At 67.5% G+C, this 17,592-nt stretch carries 14 protein-coding genes; 7 read left to right on the forward strand and 7 right to left on the reverse strand.

Going from position 1 to position 17,592, the window contains the following annotated elements:
- Positions 1 to 60: 60 nt before the first annotated feature.
- Positions 61 to 2,322, reverse strand: coding sequence for a GGDEF/EAL domain-containing response regulator (locus OIK44_RS03440; RefSeq protein ID WP_273669276.1), 2,262 nt, complete (start codon positions 2,320 to 2,322; stop codon positions 61 to 63).
- Positions 2,323 to 2,614: 292 nt separating this feature from the next.
- Between OIK44_RS03440 and aroC the strand changes: the two genes are divergently transcribed.
- Positions 2,615 to 3,709, forward strand: a complete 1,095-nt coding sequence (aroC, locus tag OIK44_RS03445; protein ID WP_273669277.1) for a chorismate synthase — start codon at positions 2,615 to 2,617, stop codon at positions 3,707 to 3,709.
- 201 nt (positions 3,710 to 3,910) lie between these two features.
- Here the strand turns inward: aroC and OIK44_RS03450 are convergent, their stop codons facing one another.
- From OIK44_RS03450 to OIK44_RS03465, 4 genes are all read right to left on the reverse strand, one after another.
- On the reverse strand, positions 3,911 to 5,407 hold the full coding sequence (locus tag OIK44_RS03450) for an HDOD domain-containing protein (RefSeq protein WP_273669278.1): 1,497 nt from the start codon (positions 5,405 to 5,407) through the stop codon (positions 3,911 to 3,913).
- The gene (locus OIK44_RS03455; protein WP_273669279.1) at positions 5,404 to 7,131 is read right to left on the reverse strand and encodes a putative bifunctional diguanylate cyclase/phosphodiesterase; all 1,728 of its coding nucleotides are present in this window, start codon (positions 7,129 to 7,131) and stop codon (positions 5,404 to 5,406) included. The genes OIK44_RS03450 and OIK44_RS03455 overlap by 4 nt, the downstream gene beginning before the upstream one ends.
- A 226-nt stretch (positions 7,132 to 7,357) precedes the next feature.
- Positions 7,358 to 8,698, reverse strand: a complete 1,341-nt coding sequence (locus OIK44_RS03460) for an enoyl-CoA hydratase-related protein (RefSeq protein ID WP_273669280.1) — start codon at positions 8,696 to 8,698, stop codon at positions 7,358 to 7,360.
- Entirely contained in the window at positions 8,695 to 9,903 is a 1,209-nt protein-coding gene (locus OIK44_RS03465; protein WP_273669281.1) for an acetyl-CoA C-acetyltransferase, read from the reverse strand. Before OIK44_RS03465 ends, OIK44_RS03460 begins: the two co-directional genes overlap by 4 nt.
- A 187-nt stretch (positions 9,904 to 10,090) precedes the next feature.
- On the opposite strand from OIK44_RS03465, the gene OIK44_RS03470 reads away from it, so the two are divergent.
- The 5 genes from OIK44_RS03470 to OIK44_RS03490 all read left to right on the forward strand — a co-directional run bounded on the left by OIK44_RS03470 (position 10,091) and on the right by OIK44_RS03490 (position 13,990).
- On the forward strand, positions 10,091 to 11,767 hold the full coding sequence (locus OIK44_RS03470; protein ID WP_273669282.1) for an isovaleryl-CoA dehydrogenase: 1,677 nt from the start codon (positions 10,091 to 10,093) through the stop codon (positions 11,765 to 11,767).
- Positions 11,768 to 12,355 carry a TetR/AcrR family transcriptional regulator gene (locus tag OIK44_RS03475; RefSeq protein WP_273669284.1) on the forward strand — a complete coding sequence of 196 codons (588 nt, stop codon included), beginning with the start codon at positions 11,768 to 11,770 and terminating at the stop codon, positions 12,353 to 12,355.
- A gap of 125 nt (positions 12,356 to 12,480) precedes the next feature.
- Entirely contained in the window at positions 12,481 to 13,131 is a 651-nt protein-coding gene (upp, locus tag OIK44_RS03480; RefSeq protein ID WP_273669285.1) for a uracil phosphoribosyltransferase, read from the forward strand.
- 12 nt (positions 13,132 to 13,143) lie between these two features.
- Positions 13,144 to 13,518, forward strand: a complete 375-nt coding sequence (locus OIK44_RS03485; protein WP_273669286.1) for an Hpt domain-containing protein — start codon at positions 13,144 to 13,146, stop codon at positions 13,516 to 13,518.
- A gap of 268 nt (positions 13,519 to 13,786) precedes the next feature.
- Positions 13,787 to 13,990, forward strand: a complete 204-nt coding sequence (locus tag OIK44_RS03490; RefSeq protein WP_183677589.1) for a cold-shock protein — start codon at positions 13,787 to 13,789, stop codon at positions 13,988 to 13,990.
- An 83-nt stretch (positions 13,991 to 14,073) separates the two neighbouring features.
- Here the strand turns inward: OIK44_RS03490 and OIK44_RS03495 are convergent, their stop codons facing one another.
- The gene (locus OIK44_RS03495; protein WP_273669287.1) at positions 14,074 to 14,985 is read right to left on the reverse strand and encodes a LysR family transcriptional regulator; all 912 of its coding nucleotides are present in this window, start codon (positions 14,983 to 14,985) and stop codon (positions 14,074 to 14,076) included.
- A 158-nt stretch (positions 14,986 to 15,143) separates the two neighbouring features.
- On the opposite strand from OIK44_RS03495, the gene aceB reads away from it, so the two are divergent.
- Positions 15,144 to 16,742, forward strand: a complete 1,599-nt coding sequence (gene aceB, locus OIK44_RS03500) for a malate synthase A (RefSeq protein WP_273669288.1) — start codon at positions 15,144 to 15,146, stop codon at positions 16,740 to 16,742.
- Between the two features lie 30 nt (positions 16,743 to 16,772).
- On the opposite strand, the gene gloB is transcribed toward aceB, so the two are convergent.
- The gene (gene gloB, locus OIK44_RS03505; protein ID WP_273669289.1) at positions 16,773 to 17,576 is read right to left on the reverse strand and encodes a hydroxyacylglutathione hydrolase; all 804 of its coding nucleotides are present in this window, start codon (positions 17,574 to 17,576) and stop codon (positions 16,773 to 16,775) included.
- Between the last annotated feature and the right edge of the window lie 16 nt (positions 17,577 to 17,592).

The following is a 17,592-nucleotide window of genomic DNA, read 5'->3' on the forward strand; positions in this document are numbered from 1 at the left end:
GGGAATCGGGCCCGATTTCCGGGAAACTATTTCCCGGAAATCGAAGGCCGTTCCCGCTGTTCAGGCGGCGCCTTCGAGGGCGTCGTTGTTGAGCCAGCCGGCCAGCGCCGCCGCCGTCATCGGCCGGGCGAACAGGAAGCCTTGCGCCAGCGGGCAGCCCAGCGCCTGCAGGATTTGCGCCTGGCGCTCGTCCTCGACGCCTTCGGCAATGACGGCCAGGCCGAGGTTGCGGCCCAGCTGGATGACCATTTCGGCGATGCTGCTGCCGCGCGCCGAGCCGGTGATTTCGGTGACGAAGGCGCGGTCGATTTTCAGCCGGTCCACTTGCAGCCGCTGCAGATAGGACAGCGAGGAAAAGCCCGTGCCGAAGTCGTCGATGGCGATGCTGACGCCGGTCTGCTTGACTTGCCAGAGCATCTTGATGAGCAGGTCCGGCTCTTCCATCGCCATCGATTCGGTGATTTCCAGTTCGATGTATTCGGGCGGCGCCTGGGTGTCGTCGAGGGCCTGGCGCAGCATGTCGAGGAAGTGCGGGTGGCGGAACTGCACCTGCGACACGTTCACCGACATCATGAAGTCGCGGTGGCCCTGTTCGCGCAGCAGCACCAGCTCGCGGCAGGCCGTGCGCAGCACCCATTCGCCCAGCTCGATGATCAGGCCCGAGTATTCGGCGATGGGGATGAAGCGGTCCGGCGAGATGAACTTGCCGTCCGGCGTCTGCCAGCGCAGCAGCGCCTCGGCGCCGACCGGGCGGCGCGTCGTCAGGTCGATTTGCGGCTGGTAGACGACGAACAGTTGGTTCTGCCCGAAGGCCGTGCGCAAGGCGTGCATCATGCGCACGCGCTCGCGGATTTCCACGCCCATGCTGCGCGAGAAATAGAAGTGGCCGGCGCGCTGCTGCGTCTTGGCGCGCTTCAGGGCGATGTCGGCGTCCTTCAGCGCGTCGGCGCCGCTGCCGTCGTGTTCGCCCAGGCGCACCAGGCCCAGCGTGGCCGATAGCTGCACGTCCTGGCCGTCGATGCTGAAGGGGGTCTGGAACAGTGCCAGTATCATCGCCGGGTTCACCTGGGCGGCGTCGCCGAGCACGCAGAAGATGTCGCCGCCCAGCCGCGCCACCGTCAGTTGCTGGCCCAGGCGCGACTGCAGCCGCCCGGCGACGGCGACCAGCAGCATGTCGCCGAACTGGTGGCCCAGCGCGTCGTTGGTTTCGGCGAAGTGGTCGAGGTCGACCAGCGACAGCGTGGCCTCGTCGCGGGCCGGCCCGGCCAGCGTGGCGTCGAGGATTTCCACTAGGCGGGTGCGGTTGGGCAGCTTCGAGAGCTGGTCGTAGAAGGCGGCGTTGTGCAGGTGGCTGACCAGTTCGACGTTGTCGAGGCCGACCGCGACGTTGCCGCAGAATACTTCCAGCAGGCGTTCGTCGATGTCCGTGATCGGCCGCGGCAGTTGCAGGAAGGCGGCGAAGTCGCGGCTGGCCTTGCCGGCGAAGTACAGCGTGACGTAGTCGTGGTTGTAGATGTTGCGGCGCTGTTCCAGCGTGCGCTCGATGGCGCCGACGAGCAGCGCGTCGTCGGCGGCCGTGACGTGGCCGTAGGGCAGGCGGCCGTAGCTGCCGGCGGTGGCGCTGACGAGCAGCTCGTGGCATTTGCCGTCCGGGCACTCCTGCACGCACAGCACGCCGTCGGCCTTGATGTTGAGCAGGTCGGCGATTTGCGTGAGCACGCCGGCGGCGAAGTTCTGCACGCCGTGCAGGGCCATCAGCTGGGTGCTGGCGTGGATGATCTGGTTCAGGCCGCGCCGGCTGGCGCTGATCGAGCGGATCTGCTCATAGGAGCGGATCGCCGCCGTCACGGTCGTGAACAGCTTGATGCGGGTCAGCTCGGACTTGGTCTTGTAGTCGTTGATGTCGAAGTCGCGGATGGCGTCGATCTCGGGCGCGTAGCCGGGCTGGCCGGTGCGCAGGATGATGCGCACGTCGGCCAGTTTCAGCGTTTCGCGGATGTAGCGCACCAGGTGCAGGCCGGCGTCGTCCTGCTCCATGACGACGTCGAGCAGGATGACGGCGATTTCCTGCTCGTGCTTGAGCATGTCGCGCGCCTGCGCGGCGGAATAGGCGTGGACGAATTCCAGCGGCCGGTGCTGCATGTCGAGGTTGCCCAGCGCGAAGGTGGTGGTCGAGTGGACGTCCTCGTCATCGTCGATGATCATCACCCGCCAGACGTTGCGCGCGGCCGGCGCGGAAGACGGCGCCGGATGTTCCTCCAAGAATACCAGATCGTCGTGATCGTCCTTGTTATGCTCAAGGGGGGTGATCGGTGCGGGCATGTGTCGCTTCTCCAAGATGTCTCGGTGTTCTTATGAATAAGTATATAGCGAATTGATAATCGGAACGATAATTTAGGCGTTTTCTAGCGCGTATTCCCCCATTGCGGGGGCAATTTCAGCATAATTGGTGGTGTTTTATGAAAAACAGTATATTTTTAATAATAATCTGCCGCGCCCTGTCGCCAATATCGTACTGGTGCGTACCAAGTGCACGATTCTCGCGCGATAGCGCCGCCCGGGGCGCCGCAGACTGGTAGAATTGGTCGTTTCAGCCTCTCGCGTTCTTCATACTATGTCCGGCAATTCATTTGGCAAGCTGTTTACTGTAACCACCTTCGGCGAATCGCACGGCCCGGCAATCGGCTGCGTGATCGATGGCTGTCCGCCCGGCCTGGCGCTGTCGGAAGCCGACATCCAGCCCGAGCTGGACCGGCGCAAGCCCGGCACCTCGCGCCACGTGACGCAGCGGCAGGAATCCGACAGCGTCGAAATCCTCTCCGGCGTATACCAGGGCGTCACCACCGGCACGCCGATCGCTCTGCTCATCCGCAACGAAGACCAGCGCAGCAAGGATTACGGCAACATCGCCGAAAGCTTCCGCCCCGGCCACGCCGACTACACCTACTGGCACAAGTACGGCGTGCGCGATCCGCGCGGCGGCGGCCGCTCGTCGGCGCGCCTGACGGCGCCCGTCGTCGGCGCGGCGGCCATCGCCAAGAAGTGGTTGCTGCAGCAGTACGGCACCGTTTTCCACGGCTGCATGAGCCAGCTGGGCGACATCGAGGTGCCGTTCCAGTCGTGGCAGCACGTGGCCGACAACCCGTTTTTCGCCGCCACCGGCGACGCCGCGCTGATCGCCCGCATGGAGGAGGCGATGGACCAGTTGCGCCGCGACGGCGATTCGATCGGCGCGCGCATCGAAGTGGTGGCGAGCAAGGTGCCCGTCGGCCTGGGCCAGCCCATCTACGACAAGCTGGACGCCGACATCGCCTACGCGATGATGGGCATCAACGCCGTGAAGGGCATCGAGATCGGCGCCGGCTTCAAGTCGGTGGCGCAGAAGGGTTCCGAGCACGGCGACGAGCTGACGCCGGAAGGTTTTGTCGGCAATAACTCGGGCGGCATGCTGGGGGGGATTTCGACGGGGCAGGACATCACCGTCTCGATCGCCATCAAGCCGACGTCGTCGATCCGCACGCCGCGCCGCTCGATCGACAAGGACGGCAATCCGGTGATGGTGGAAACCTTTGGCCGCCACGACCCATGCGTCGGCATCCGCGCCACGCCGATCGCCGAGGCGATGCTGGCGCTGGTGCTGATCGACCACGCGCTGATGCACCGCGCCCAGTGCGGCGACGTGCGCGTCGCCACGCCGAAGCTGGCCTGATCCTCCGCGGCTGCAGTTAGGGGTCGGACCCATGCTTTTTGGTTGCCGAAACAACTCCGGTGGCCAACAGCCGGGGTCAGACCCCCAACAGCCGGGGTCAGACCCCTGGTCCGCGGCGCCAATCCGGGGTCTGACCCGGCTTCATGGGGTCGGACCCCTGCTTTTTCGGCCGATAGCCGGGGCCAGACCCCAGGTCCGCGCTCAGGCGACTTTGTTGGCGATCAGTTCGCGCTGGTGGCGCAGGTCGACGGATTTGACCAGCAGGGCGCGGATGTCGTTGATCAGTCCGAATTCGGTCTGGTTCAGCTGGATGGGCGGGAAGCTGTCGTCCCAGTCGCCGTAGATGAAGCCGGTCGCCTGGCCCTTCGACAGCAGCGGCAGGATGACGAAGCAGCGCGCTTCCGACAGCGTCGCCTTCCACCAGGCCGGCAGCTTGGCGGCGAATTTCGGGTCGCGGGCGTTTTCGATGAAGATCACGCGGTCGCTGCTGAGCGCGGCGTGGAAGACGTTCGGCTCGTAGCTGTCGGCAAACGCCATCTGCGCCTGCAGCTCCTTGGCGCCCTGGCCCATGCTGATGCGCGCCGCGTACTGGTGTTCCTTGAGGTTGTGCACGAAGGCGACGGCGCGCGAAAAATCGAAACCCCGGTACAGCGTCTCCAGCGCCATCGACACCATCTGGCCCGGGCTGGCCGTGGGCAGCGCGTCGCGCATGTCGCTCAGGCCGCTGATTAGCAGGCGGTTGCCTTCGGCGCGCATGCGCGTCGAGGCCAGCGCCTTGGCGCGCCGCTCGGCCGGTTTCGACAGCGGCGCGATCGACAGGTCGGTCGCCGCCATTTCCTTGGCCCGTTCGACGGCCTCGACCAGCCCCTCGGGCGCGACGCCCAGCATGTCGCTGTACTGGCCGATCAGCGTCGTCACGACGGCGGCGCCGGCGGCGTCGTCGTGCCACAGCGAATCGGCGCAGCGCGCGGCCATGGTGCACAGCCCGGCCATCCAGTCGGCGCGGCTGACCTCGACGCCGGCGGCCGTCGCCTCCATCGGCCGCATGCCGCTGATCAGGTGCGCCGGCAGGCCCCAGTGGGCCGCCGTGGCGTAGCCGACTTCCTCCAGCGTCAGGCCGAGGATGGCCGGCGCCGCCGCGCTCTCGTTGCCGGGGCCGCCGTGGGCCTGCAGGGTGGCCCAGAAGTCGGTCATGTAGAACGTCACCATCATGCGTCCCAGCGTGTGCAGCATCGAGCAGACCACGGCCTGCTCGGCGTTCGGGCTGGCCGCGCTGCTGGCCACCTGCTGCGCCACCATGCCGGCCAGCACGGCCTTTTCCATTTCGATGTGGGCGCTGACGGAGTCCGGCGTGGCGTGCGACAGTTCCTCGATCAGTTTCAGCCCCAGCGCCAGGTGGCCGATGGCGTCGATGCCCAGCACCAGCACGGCCTTCGACACCGTGTTGACGCTTTGGCCGAAGGCCGAATACATGCCGCTATTGGCCAGGCGCAGCACTTTCTGCGTCAGGACGGGGTCCGACAGCACCGTCTGCGTCATGTCGAATTCGCGGTCGTCCTCGCCGCGCATGGCCCCCAGGATGGCGCTGATGGCCTTGGCGAAGCCGGGCATGTCGCCCTGTTGGCGGGTGCGCGCCCACAGCAGTTCCAGGGTGTTCTTGCCCAGTTGCGTGGCCGGCGTGAAGGCGCCCGCTTTCATTGGCCGCCCATGCGCAGTTCGTCCGGCAGCACGGCCGCGTGGGTGCTTTCCTTCAGGGCCGCCAGCGCGACGTTGGCCGGCATCGGCTTGCCCGTCAGGTAACCCTGGATGTACTGGCAGCCGCGCGATTCGAGGAAGTGCATCTGCGCCTCCGTTTCCACTCCCTCGGCCACCACCGACAGGCCGAGGTGCTTGGCCAGGTCGAGCACGGCGTTGCAGATGGCGCCGTCCTTGGCCGAGTCGGGCAAGTCCTTGATGAAGGTGCGGTCGATTTTCAGCACGGAGATGGGGAAGCGCTTCAGGTAGGCCAGCGAGGAATAGCCGGTGCCGAAGTCGTCGATGGCGATGCGCGCCTTGCGCTGGGCCATTTTTGCCAGGATCGCCTCGGCGTGCACCGGGTCGATCATCAGCGTACCTTCTGTAATTTCTAATACCAATTGCTCACCAAGTAGTCCGGAAAACGCGATCGCATCGTCGAGGACGGCGAGGAATTTATCGTTGCGAAATTGCCTGGGGCTAATATTAACAGAGATATAAAGATGCCGCTTGGCAACTTCTTCGAATTGCTTCAATTGCACGCAGGCCGCTTTCAGGGCCCAGGCGCCGAGCAGGTTGATCAGGCCGTTGCTTTCGGCGATGGGGATGAAGCGGGCCGGCGGCACCATGCCCAGCGTCGGGTGCTTCCAGCGCATCAGCGTCTCGAAGCCCTGGATCTGCCGCGTGCGGGCGTCGACGATGGGTTGGTAGTAGAGCAGGAACTCGCCCTCGCGCACGGCCTGGAACATGGCCGCCTCCAGCGTGATGTCGTGCTCGGGCGGGCCGGACAGGCGCGGGCTGTAGATTTGGCAGCGCGCCTTGCCGGTCGCCTTGGCGCGCGACATGGCGACGTCGGCCAGCGCCACCAGGCGCACCTCGTCCTCGGCGTGCTGCGGATACACCGACACGCCGACCGAGGCGCCGACGTAGATCGTGTGGCCGTCGACCTCGAAGGGCGACTGCAGCGTGGCGATCAGGCGTCCGGTGACGAGCTTGATCTGCGCCTCGCTGGCGGTGCCGGGCAGCACGGCGACGAATTCGTCGCCGCCGACGCGCGCCAGGGTGTCGCTGTCGCGCAGGGTTTTGCGCAGCCGCGCAGCCGCCATGCGCAGCACGGCGTCGCCGACCGGGTGGCCGAGGCCGTCGTTGACTTTCTTGAAGCCGTCCAGGCCGACGGTGGCGACGGCGAAACCCTGGCCGGAGCGGCTGGCCTGGGCGATGATCATGCGGATGCGGTCCGACAGCAGCGAGCGGTTCGGCAGTTCCGTCAGCGCGTCGTGGGTGGCCATGTGGCGCAGGCGCGCCTCGGTGGCGTGCTGGGCCGCCGTGTTGCGCCCGACCACCAGCAGCGCCGGCGCGCCGTCGGCGCCGCAGCAGCGCGACAGGCGCAGCGCAAACCAGACCTCGCAGTCGGGGGTTTTCAGGCGCACGTCGAGGTGGCGCGGCTCGTCGGCCGGCTCGTCCAGGGCGGCGCGCAGGGCCAGCTGGCTGTCGTCGTCGGCCAGGGCGGCGAAGTCGGCGCCGTGCAGCGGCGCCGTGGCGCCTATCAGTGCCGCCGCGCGGCGGCTGGCGAACAGAATCCGTCCCTGCGGGTCGAGCCGGAACACGACGTCGCCGGCTTCTTCCATGAGGTTGTCAAGCGCGTCGCGCGGATCGCGCTCGGCTATGGCAGGGGAACGGGAAAGCATCTGTGTTTCTAAACTTTCTTTTAATGCATGTCACAATTTCTACAAAATTCGTAGGCCGGGCGTCACCTTTATTGGTCCAGGTAAAAATGTAGCGGTACCAGGACGAAATGTATCACTGAACAGCTAAAAATTACATGAATAATAGCAATATCAGGCGAGGAATTCAGAATATCGGCGCCCGCGCGCGATGGAAATAGCGCGAAGTAGTCAATACATTATCACTGCATTAATTGAAGTTATAGGTTTGCGTCAATAATTGCCAATCTGCGGGTGGCGCGAAGCGGGCGCCGTAGCGCGCCGCCAACGCGGCCGCGCGGGCGCCGAAGGCGTCGGCGCCGAGCTCGGCGATGAAGGCGAGGGCGCCGCCGGTGAAGGCGGGGAAGCCGCACTGGTCGACCGACAGCAGGTCGGCCTGGGCCGGCGTCGGCGCGTCGGCCCGGCGCAGCGCCGCCAGGGCGGCCGCGCACTGTCCGTACAGCAGGCGGTCGCGGGCGTCGGCGCAGCTGGGCGGCGGCCCGGCCGCGCCGGCCGGCGCCGCCGGTTCCGGCTGCGGCGGCGCGGCGCGCATGCCGGCCGCGCGCGCCGCGTTGTTAATCAGCGCGGGCGCCAGGCCGTCGCGCCTCAGTTGCGCCAGCTCGCCCTGGTGGGCGGCCCGCAGCGCCGCCGCGAAGGCGCCGTCGCGGGCCGGCGCGGCGCGGCGCAACTGGTTCAGGCGCATCAGGTGCTTGGCGACGCGCCCGCCGGCGATGTGGCAGAAGTAGCGGCCCTCGATCAGCAGCGCCGACGCGAAGTCGACCTGCGCCCCCTCGACCATGGCGCACAGCACCGCCTCCGGCGCCGGGTAGTGGCCGCCGGTGCGTTGGCGCAGCTGCGCCGGCGCGCTGGCCAGCAGGGCCTGCAGCGGGGCCGACGCCGGCGTGCCGCCCGGCATGCGGTAGTGCGGCGCGTCCCATGGCTGCAGCGGCGCGTCCGCTCCGGCGATGGCGGCGCGGGCCAGCGCCAGCAGTTGCGCCGCGTCGCCGGCGACGCCATGCAGCAGGCCGGCCTGCCGCGCCGCGTCGGCCTCGCAGGCCAGGCCCTCGGTGAGCAGCGGCAGCGCGGCGCGCAGGCCGATGCCGCGCACGCAGCGCACCAGTGCGCCGCCGGACGGCGTCAGGCCGCTGTCGACCTGCGCCATGCTCAGGCTGATGTGGCGCAGCGCGTAGCGGCGGTGGCAGGCCAGCGCCAAACCGAGCGCGTGGCCGTCGATGTCGCCGGCCAGCGTCGCGACGACGGTGCGGCCCAGCGTTTCCAGGCGGCGCAGCAATTGGTGGTAGCTCGCCAGCATGGCCATGCAGTCGCCGGCCTGCTGCGGCGTCAGGGCGATCAGGTGCGCGAACGCGTGCTCGGCGGCCGGCGCGGCGCTGTCGAAGCTGACGACGACGCCGGCCAGCGGCCGCTGCGCTTCGAGCCGGTCGAGGGCCTCGCCGAGCGCGCGCTGGAACATGCGGCTGAGCGGATTGACGGCGCGCGCCTCGATGTGCAGGCTGGCGATGTGGGTGGTGGCGCTGCTGCTGTAATGGATCATGCCGGTATCCGTTCGATGATGGTGGCGATGCCCATGCCGCCGCCGACGCACAGCGTGACCAGGCCGCGTTTGAGGCGGCGCGCCTCCAGCTCGTCGATCAGGGTGCCGAGCAGCATGCAGCCGGTGGCGCCTAGCGGGTGGCCGAGGGCGATGGCGCCGCCGTTGACGTTGACCTTCTCCTCGGGAATGTCGAGCTCGCGCATGAAGCGCAGCACCACGGCGGCGAACGCCTCGTTGACCTCGAACAGGTCGATGTCGGCGGCGCGCAGGCCGGCCTTGGCCAGCGCCTTGCGGCTGGCCGGCGCCGGCCCGGCCAGCATGATGGTGGGGTCGCTGCCGGTGACGGCGGTGGCGACGATGCGCGCGCGCGGGCGCAGGCCGAGGCGGGTGCCGACGGCGGCGCTGCCGACCAGGGCCAGCGCGGCGCCGTCGACGATGCCCGAGGAGTTGCCGGCCGTGTGCACGTGCTCGACCCGCTCCAGTTGCGGGTATTTGCGCAGGGCCAGGCTGTCGAAGCCCGTGTCGCCGGCCGCCGCGAAGGACGGCTTCAGGCCCGCCAGCGCGGCCGGTGTCGTCTGCGGCTTGATGAACTCGTCCTGTTCGAGGATGGCCAGGCCGCTCAGGTCGCGCACCGCCATCAACGAGGCGTAGCGGCCGGCGGCGCGGGCGGCGGCCGCCTTTTGCTGCGAGCGCAGCGCGTAGGCGTCGACGTCCTCGCGGCGCCAGCCGTCCAGCGTGGCGATCAGGTCGGCGCCTATGCCCTGCGGCAGAAAGTCGCTGGCGAAATTGGTGGCCGGGTCGAGCGCCCAGGCGCCGCCGTCGGCGCCCATCGGCACGCGCGACATCGATTCGACGCCGCCGGCGACGACCAGGTCTTCCCAGCCCGAGCGGACCTTTTGCGCGGCCAGGTTGACCGCCTCCAGGCCGGAGGCGCAAAAGCGGTTCAGCTGCACGCCGGCCACGCGCCAGTCCCAGCCGGCCGCCAGCGCCGCCGTCTTGGCGATGCAGGCGCCCTGGTCGCCGACCGGCGTGACGCAGCCGAGCACGACGTCGTCGATGCAGGCCGTGTCGAGGTGGTGGCGGCGCTGCAGCTCGCGCATCAGGCCGGCCAGCAGCGCGATCGGTTTGACGCTGTGCAGGCTGCCGTCCGGCTTGCCCTTGCCGCGCGGCGTGCGCAGCGCCTCGTACAGATATGCTTCGCTCATTGCGGCCTCCGTAAGAAATTGCGTTTATATTAATATCAATAATTTAACAAAGCAAGCGCTTGCTTGATCTCTGCGTTTGCGCTACTGTGCCCCATCGGGCGCGCGCCACGGCCGCGCACCGACCCGGTTTTGCGCCCTCGGCTGTGGCGGGGGCGACGGCAATTTTCCATCCCTTGGAGAACGCGACATGAACCAGTTCGACACGCACGAAGTATTCAACCAGGCGCCGCCGTTCGAGAATGTCAATCTATTCGATTGCGACGCTGCGCTGCGCGAGGCCCTGGAGCGCGAGGGCGGCGGCGGCGCCGCCGCGGCGCTGAGCGCCCTGGGCGCGCAACTGGGCCGCGCCGAGACGCTGGACCTGGCGCGCCAGGCCAACGTCAACGGCCCGCGCCTGCAGGCTTACGACCGCGCCGGCCGGCGCATCGACGAGGTCGAATTCCATCCGGCCTGGCAGCAGTTGATGACGCTGCTGATCGGCGCCGGCGCGCACGCCTCGCCGTGGGACGGCAGCCAGACGCAGGTGGCGCGGGCGGCCCAGTACCTGCTCTTCGGCCAACTGGAAAACGGCGCGCAATGCCCGGTGACGATGACCTACGCGGCGGTGCCGGCGCTGCGCCAGGCGCCGCCGCACATCGCCGCGCGCTGGCTGCCGAAGATCCTGTCGCGCCACTACGACCCGCGCTCGCTGCCGGTCGAGCACAAGCGCGGCGCCCTGGTCGGCATGGGCATGACGGAAAAGCAGGGCGGCACCGACGTGCGCAGCAACACCACGCGGGCCGAGCCGGTCGCCGCGGACGAGGCCGCGCGCCTGTTCGGCGGCGCCGACGCCGACGGTTTGCACCGCGTGGTCGGCCACAAGTGGTTTTTTTCGGCGCCGCAATGCGACGCCCACCTGATCCTGGCGCAGCGCGGCGGTGCGGACGGCGGCCTGTCCTGCTTCTTCCTGCCGCGCTACCTGCCCGACGGCAGCCGCAACCATATCCGCGTGCAGCGCCTCAAGGACAAGCTGGGCAACCGCTCCAACGCCTCGGCCGAAGTGGAATTCACCGGCGCCTACGCCTGGCTGGTGGGCGCGCCGGGGCGCGGCGTTCCCACCATCATCGAGATGGCCAGCCACACCCGCCTCGATTGCGTGCTGGGCAGCGCCGGCATCATGCGCGCGGCGCTGACGCACGCGCTGCACCACGCGCGCGGGCGCGCCGCGTTCGGCCGGCCGCTGGCGCAGCAGCCGCTGATGCAGAACGTGCTGGCCGACCTGGCGCTGGAGTCGGAGGCGGCGACGGCCTTCGCGCTGCGGCTGGCGCGCTGCTTCGACGAGGCCGCCGACCCGGCCCAGGCGCTGCTGGGGCGGCTGCTGACGCCGGCCGGCAAGTACTGGATTTGCAAGCGCGGCCCCGGCTTCGGCGCCGAGGCGATGGAGGTCATGGGCGGCGGCGGCTATGTCGAGGACGGCCCGCTGGCGCGGCTGTACCGAGAATTTCCCGTCAACTCGATCTGGGAGGGCTCGGGCAACGTGATGTGCCTGGACCTGCTGCGCGCGCTGGGCCGGACGGCGGCCGCGCGCGAGGTGCTGGCGGCCGAACTGGCGCTGGCCGGCGAGGTCGACGCCGACTTCGCGGCGTTCGCCGCGCGCCTGCTGGCCGACCTGGCGCAGCCGCAGGCGGACGAGTATGGCGCGCGCGTGCTGGCCGAGCGCGTCGTGCTGGCCGTGCAGGCTGCGCTGCTGCTGCGCCACGCGCCGCCCTGCGTGTCGGCCGCCTTCGTCGCCTCGCGGCTGGCGCGCGAGCCCGGCGGCGCCTACGGGCGCCTGCCGGCCGGCGTCGATTGCGCGGCCATACTCGCGCGCGCGCTGAGCGCGTAGATGACGGCCCAGCAGACTTGCGGCGCGGCCGCCGACGGCAACCGCCGCGCCGAGCTGGTGCGCGCGGCGGCGCGCCTGTTCCGCGACCGCGGCTACGACGGCACCAGCATCCGCGACATCGCCGACGCCGTCGGCATGCGCTCGGGCAGCCCTTTTTACCATTTCAAGAGCAAGCAGGAAATCCTCGCCGCCGTGATGGAGGAGGGCTTGCTGTCCTGCCTGCCGGCCGTCGAGGGCATCGTCGCCGGCGCGCTGCCGCCGCGGCAGAAATTCCGCGCGCTGCTGCGCGCCCACCTGGAAACCGTGCTGGCCGAGGGCCACGACTTCATTCCCGTGCTGCTGTACGACTGGCGCGCGCTGAGCCCGGAACGGCGCGCCGGCATCGTCGCGCTGCGCGACCGCTACGACCGCGTCTGGCAGGCGGTGCTGACGGAGTTGCAGCGGGCCGGCATGGTCAAGAGCGACAGCAAGGTCGCGCGCCTGCTGCTGATGGGGGCGATCAATTTCAGCATACAGTGGTATCAGCCGGGCCGCGGTTGCACCCTGGACGAGCTGGCCGACGAGGCGGCCGGCATGTTTTTGCTCTAAATTATTTTACAAAATTCACTGCAGGGTGGCGCTTTGGCTGGGATAATGCGCACACATACCTATACAACAGTGAGCCGCGCGGCGCAGCGAGGCCGCAGTCCTGACCAAGAAAAGAGCATAAGCCCATGAAACAAGATCCGCGCTTCCCCAATCTCTTCATCACCGACCACCCGCTGATCCAGCACAAACTGAGCCATATGCGCGAGCACGACACGTCGACGCGCACCTTCCGCGAGCTGCTCAAGGAAATCACCCTGCTGATGGGCTACGAAATCACCCGCGACCTGCCGCTGACGACGCGCCCCATCCAGACGCCGCTGATGCGGATCGACGCGCCCGTGATCGCCGGCAAAAAACTGGCCATCGTGCCCATCCTGCGCGCCGGCATCGGCATGAGCGACGGCCTGCTGAACCTGGTGCCGTCGGCCCGCGTCGGCCACATCGGCGTCTACCGCGACCCCGACACCAAGCTGCCCGTCGAATACCTGGTGCGCCTGCCCGACCTGAACGAGCGCACCTTCATCCTGTGCGACCCGATGGTGGCCACCGGCAATTCGGCCGTCTACGCCGTCGACGTGCTGAAAAAGCGCGGCGTCAGCGACGAGCAGATCATCTTCCTGGCCCTGGTGGCCGCGCCGGAAGGCGTCAGCGTGTTCCAGAAAGCCCACCCGGACGTCAAAATGTACGCCGCCGCGCTCGACTCCCACCTCGACGACCACGCCTACATCGTGCCGGGCCTGGGCGACGCCGGCGACCGCATCTTCGGCACCAAGTAGCAAGGCGCACGCATGGCAACGCCGATCGACCCCGATTTCCGTGCCCGCCTGAATGCCCTTAACGACAAGTACGCGGCCAATGTGCCGGGCCTGATGGCGGCCATCGCCGAGGCGCTGGCCCGCTGCGAGGCGCAGGGGCGGGCGCCGCCCGCGCTGGCGGCGCTGCACAAGACGCTGCACGCCGTGGCCGGCTCGGCCGGCACCTTCGGCTTCGCCGCGCTGGGCCTGGAGTGCCGCCGGCTGGAGCAGCTGCTGCGCCGGATCATGGACGGCGCCGCCGCGGACGGCTGGCCGGCGCTGGCCGGCGGCGTGGCGCGCCTGCTCGCCTGGGCCGCCAGCGATCCGAAGGCCGGCCCGCCGCCGGCAGATTCCGGTTTGTATCTTTGATCTAGCGCAAAGTGGCGGCCCTGAGCTTGGCTATAGTGGCTCCTATGCCGCTGAAACAGCGCGCCGCAACGACGGATCAGGTTTCCGGTTGGCCTCTCGGGGCGGCGCTCGCAAGTTTATTTTGAGCGAGAATGTATTTTTCCTGTTTTATTCGGTATAATAGGCAATCGTTGGATTCGAGGTAGTAGTGCAGTTTGTCTGTCATTCCTTTCTTGCTTCAAACGATATAACGGGAGCAATCCCAACTTAACTGAAATAGGAAATTGTAATGGCAACTGGCATCGTAAAATGGTTCAATGATTCGAAGGGTTTCGGCTTTATTACCCCTGACGAAGGCGGCGAAGATCTGTTCGCTCACTTCTCGGCTATCCAGTCGAACGGCTTCAAGTCCCTGCAAGAGAACCAACGCGTTTCTTTTGAAGTGACTGCTGGTCCTAAGGGCAAGCAAGCTTCGAACATTCAGCCACTGTAATACGCTGGATCAAACGAAATAAAGAAAACCTCGGTCTCCGAGGTTTTTTTTTCGTCTGTACGCGCCGCGGGCGGCGCCTGAGGCTAGGCCGGGCGGGCCCGCCAGTAGTCCGGTTGCGCATAGCTGTGCCGCAAGAAATCGACGAAGGCGCGTATGCGCAGCGGCAGGTGGCGGCGCTGGGCGAACACGGCGTAGATGTCGTTGCCGGGCGCCGCATACGGCTCCAGCACGGCCACCAACTGCCCCGATTCGATTTCCGCGCCGACTTCCCACATCGAACGCCACGCCAGGCCCTTGCCGGCCAGCGCCCAGTCGTGCAGCACCTGGCCGTCGTTGCAAGCCATATTCCCCGACACTTTCAGCGTGACGGTTTTGCCGTTCTCGCGGAAGGTCCAGCCGCGCTGGCTGCCTTCGCTGCTGATCGCCAGGCAATTGTGCTTGGCCAGGTCGGCCAGCGTACGCGGCGTGCCGCAGCGCTTCAGGTAGGCCGGCGAGGCCACCAGCACGCGCTGGTTGTCGGCCAGCTTGGCGCTGACGAGGCTGGAATCGGCCAGGCTGGCGATGCGGATGGCGACGTCCACGCCTTCGCCGATCAGGTCGACGACGCGGTCGTTCAAGTTCAGCGCGACGCTGACGTCGCGGTGTTCGGCGACGAAGGAGGGCAGCAGCGGCGCGACGTGCTGGCGGCCGAAGCCGGCCGGCGCGGAAATGAGCAAATGGCCGCTGGCCTTGACGCTGCGCTCTGCCGCGGCCGCCTCGGCGTCGGCCAGGTCGCCCAGGATGCGCTGGCAATCCTCCAGAAAGGCGGCGCCCTCGTCGGTCAGCGCCAGTTTGCGCGTGGTTCTTTGCAGTAGCTTGACGCCGAGGCGCTGTTCCAGCGCGTCCAGGCGCCGTCCTATCATCGCCGGCGCGATGCCCTCGGCGCGGGCGGCGGCCGACAGGCTGCCCTTGGCGACGACGTCGACGAAGGTGGAGATTTGTCTGAATTGTCCCATGGCCTCACTTGTGACAAAAATGCATAGATGAAGTGATTTTTAGTCTCGTTTGCGTACTTTATAGTGAATATACTGTAAGGCATATGAAACACCAAGGCGGCGATTCGTTCCGCTTATCTTTTGACGTATTTATTACTTTTTCTAATGCGGAGATTTTCATGACACAGACCACCATCGCGCTGCCGGCAGGAATGCAAATCACGGGCCAGATCAAGCCCGGCTACGAACGCGTGTTGACGCCGGAGGCGCTGGCCCTGGTCGCCAAGCTGAGCCGCGCGTTCGAGCCGCGCCGCCAGCAATTGCTGGCCGTGCGCGTCGAGCGCGCCAAGCGCCTGGACGCCGGCGAGCGTCCGGACTTCCTGGCGGAAACCGCGCACATCCGCGCCGGCGACTGGCGGATCGCGCCGATTCCCGCCGCGCTGGCCTGCCGCCGCGTGGAAATCACCGGCCCCGTCGAGCGCAAGATGGTCATCAACGCCTTTAACTCGGGCGCCGACAGCTATATGACGGACTTCGAGGACTCGAACACGCCGAACTGGGACAACCAGATTTCCGGCCAGGTGAATATGATGGATGCCGTGCGCAAGACCATTTCGCTGGAGCAGAACGGCAAGTTCTACAAGCTCAACGACAAGATCGCCACCCTGGTCGTGCGCCCGCGCGGCTGGCACCTGGACGAGAAGCACGTGCTGGTCGACGGCCAGCGCGTCTCCGGCGGCATCGTCGATTTCGCGCTGTTCATGTACCACAACGCCAAGGAGCAACTGGCGCGCGGCGCCGGCCCGTATTTCTACCTGCCGAAGATGGAGTCGCACCTGGAGGCGCGGCTGTGGAACGACATCTTCGTGATGACGCAGGACGAGCTGGGCCTGCCGCAGGGCACGATCAAGGCGACGGTGCTGATCGAAACCATCCTGGCCGCCTTCGAGATGGACGAGATCCTCTATGAATTGCGCGAGCACAGCTCGGGCCTGAACGCCGGCCGCTGGGACTACATCTTCTCGTGCATCAAGAAATTCAAGCTCGACAAGGACTTCTGCCTGGCCGACCGCGCCAAGGTGACGATGACGGCGCCGTTCATGCGCGCCTACGCCTTGCTGCTGCTGAAGACCTGCCACAAGCGCGGTGCCCCGGCCATCGGCGGCATGGCCGCGCTGATCCCGATCAAGAACGATGCGGAAAAGAACGAGATCGCGATGGGCGGCGTGCGCACCGACAAGGCCCGCGACGCCAGTGACGGCTACGACGGCGGCTGGGTCGCCCATCCGGGCCTGGTCGAGCTGGCGATGACGGAGTTCAAGAAGGTGCTGGGCGACAAGCCGAACCAGATCGACAAGCAGCGCCCCGACGTCGACGTCAAGGTCGCCGACCTGTTGAATTTCCAGCCGGAAGCGCCGATCACGGAAGCGGGCCTGCGCTACAACATCAACGTCGGCATCCATTACCTGGGCAGCTGGCTGACGGGCAACGGCTGCGTGCCCATTCACAACCTGATGGAAGACGCGGCGACGGCGGAAATCAGCCGCTCGCAAGTGTGGCAGTGGATACGTTCGAGCAAGGGCGTGCTGGAAGACGGCCGCAAGGTCACGGCCGACATGGTGCGGGCGATGATCCCGGAAGAGCTGGCCAAGGTGCAGCAAGTGGCGCCCAACGGCGACAGCCCCAGCTATGTCCGGGCCGCCCACATCTTCGAGGAAATGTCGACGTCGGCCTCGTTCGCCGAATTCCTCACCTTGCCGCTGTACGAGGAAATCTGAGGCCGGGGGCGGGCGCCATGCCCGCCCCCTTTAAAAGCCGTTTTTCCACTGCCTGAGGGCGGCGAAGGCCGCCACCGGCGCGGCGCCCGCTTCCAGCCGGCCCGCCGCGACCAGGCTGTCGACAATCGCCGCCTCGCGGAAGCGCAGGAAGGGATTGGTGGCCTTTTCCACGCCTATGCTGGTGGGCACCGTCGGCACGCCGTCCGCGCGCTTGGCCGCCTCGATGCGCACCCGCGCCATCAGCGCCAGATTGTCCGGATCGACGGCGGCGGCAAAGCGCAGGTTGGCCAGCGTGTACTCGTGTGCGCAAAACACCTCGGTGTCGTCGGGCAGGGCGGCCAGCTTGTCCAGCGACGCCGCCATCTGCTCCGGCGTGCCTTCGAACAGGCGCCCGCATCCCCCCGCAAACAAGGTGTCGCCGCAAAACAACCAGCGCGCGCCGGCGCCGTCCTGGCGCACATAGGCGATGTGGCCCCGCGTGTGGCCGGGCACGTCGAGCACGGCGAATGTCAAGTCCAGGCCGGGCACGCGCACCAGCTCGCCCTGCGCAAGCGGCCGCGTCACGGCTGTGATAGCCTCATTGCGCGGGCCGAACACGGGCACGGCATAATGCTGCAACAATGCGGGAACGCCGCCGATATGGTCAGCGTGGTGGTGGGTGAGTAAAATGGCGGTCAGCGTCAGTTGTTGCTCCTGCAGGGCCGCCAGCACAGGCGCGGCGTCGCCGGGATCGACCACGGCGGCATGCTCGCCATCGTGGATCAGCCATAAGTAATTGTCGGCGAAGGCGGGGACGGTGAGCACGCGAACGGCTGGCTTGGGAGTGGTGGTCATGAGTATGAGAAAAGGC

The sequence above is a fragment of the Janthinobacterium fluminis genome (assembly GCF_028595325.1).
GTDB classification, from domain to species: domain Bacteria; phylum Pseudomonadota; class Gammaproteobacteria; order Burkholderiales; family Burkholderiaceae_D; genus Janthinobacterium; species Janthinobacterium fluminis.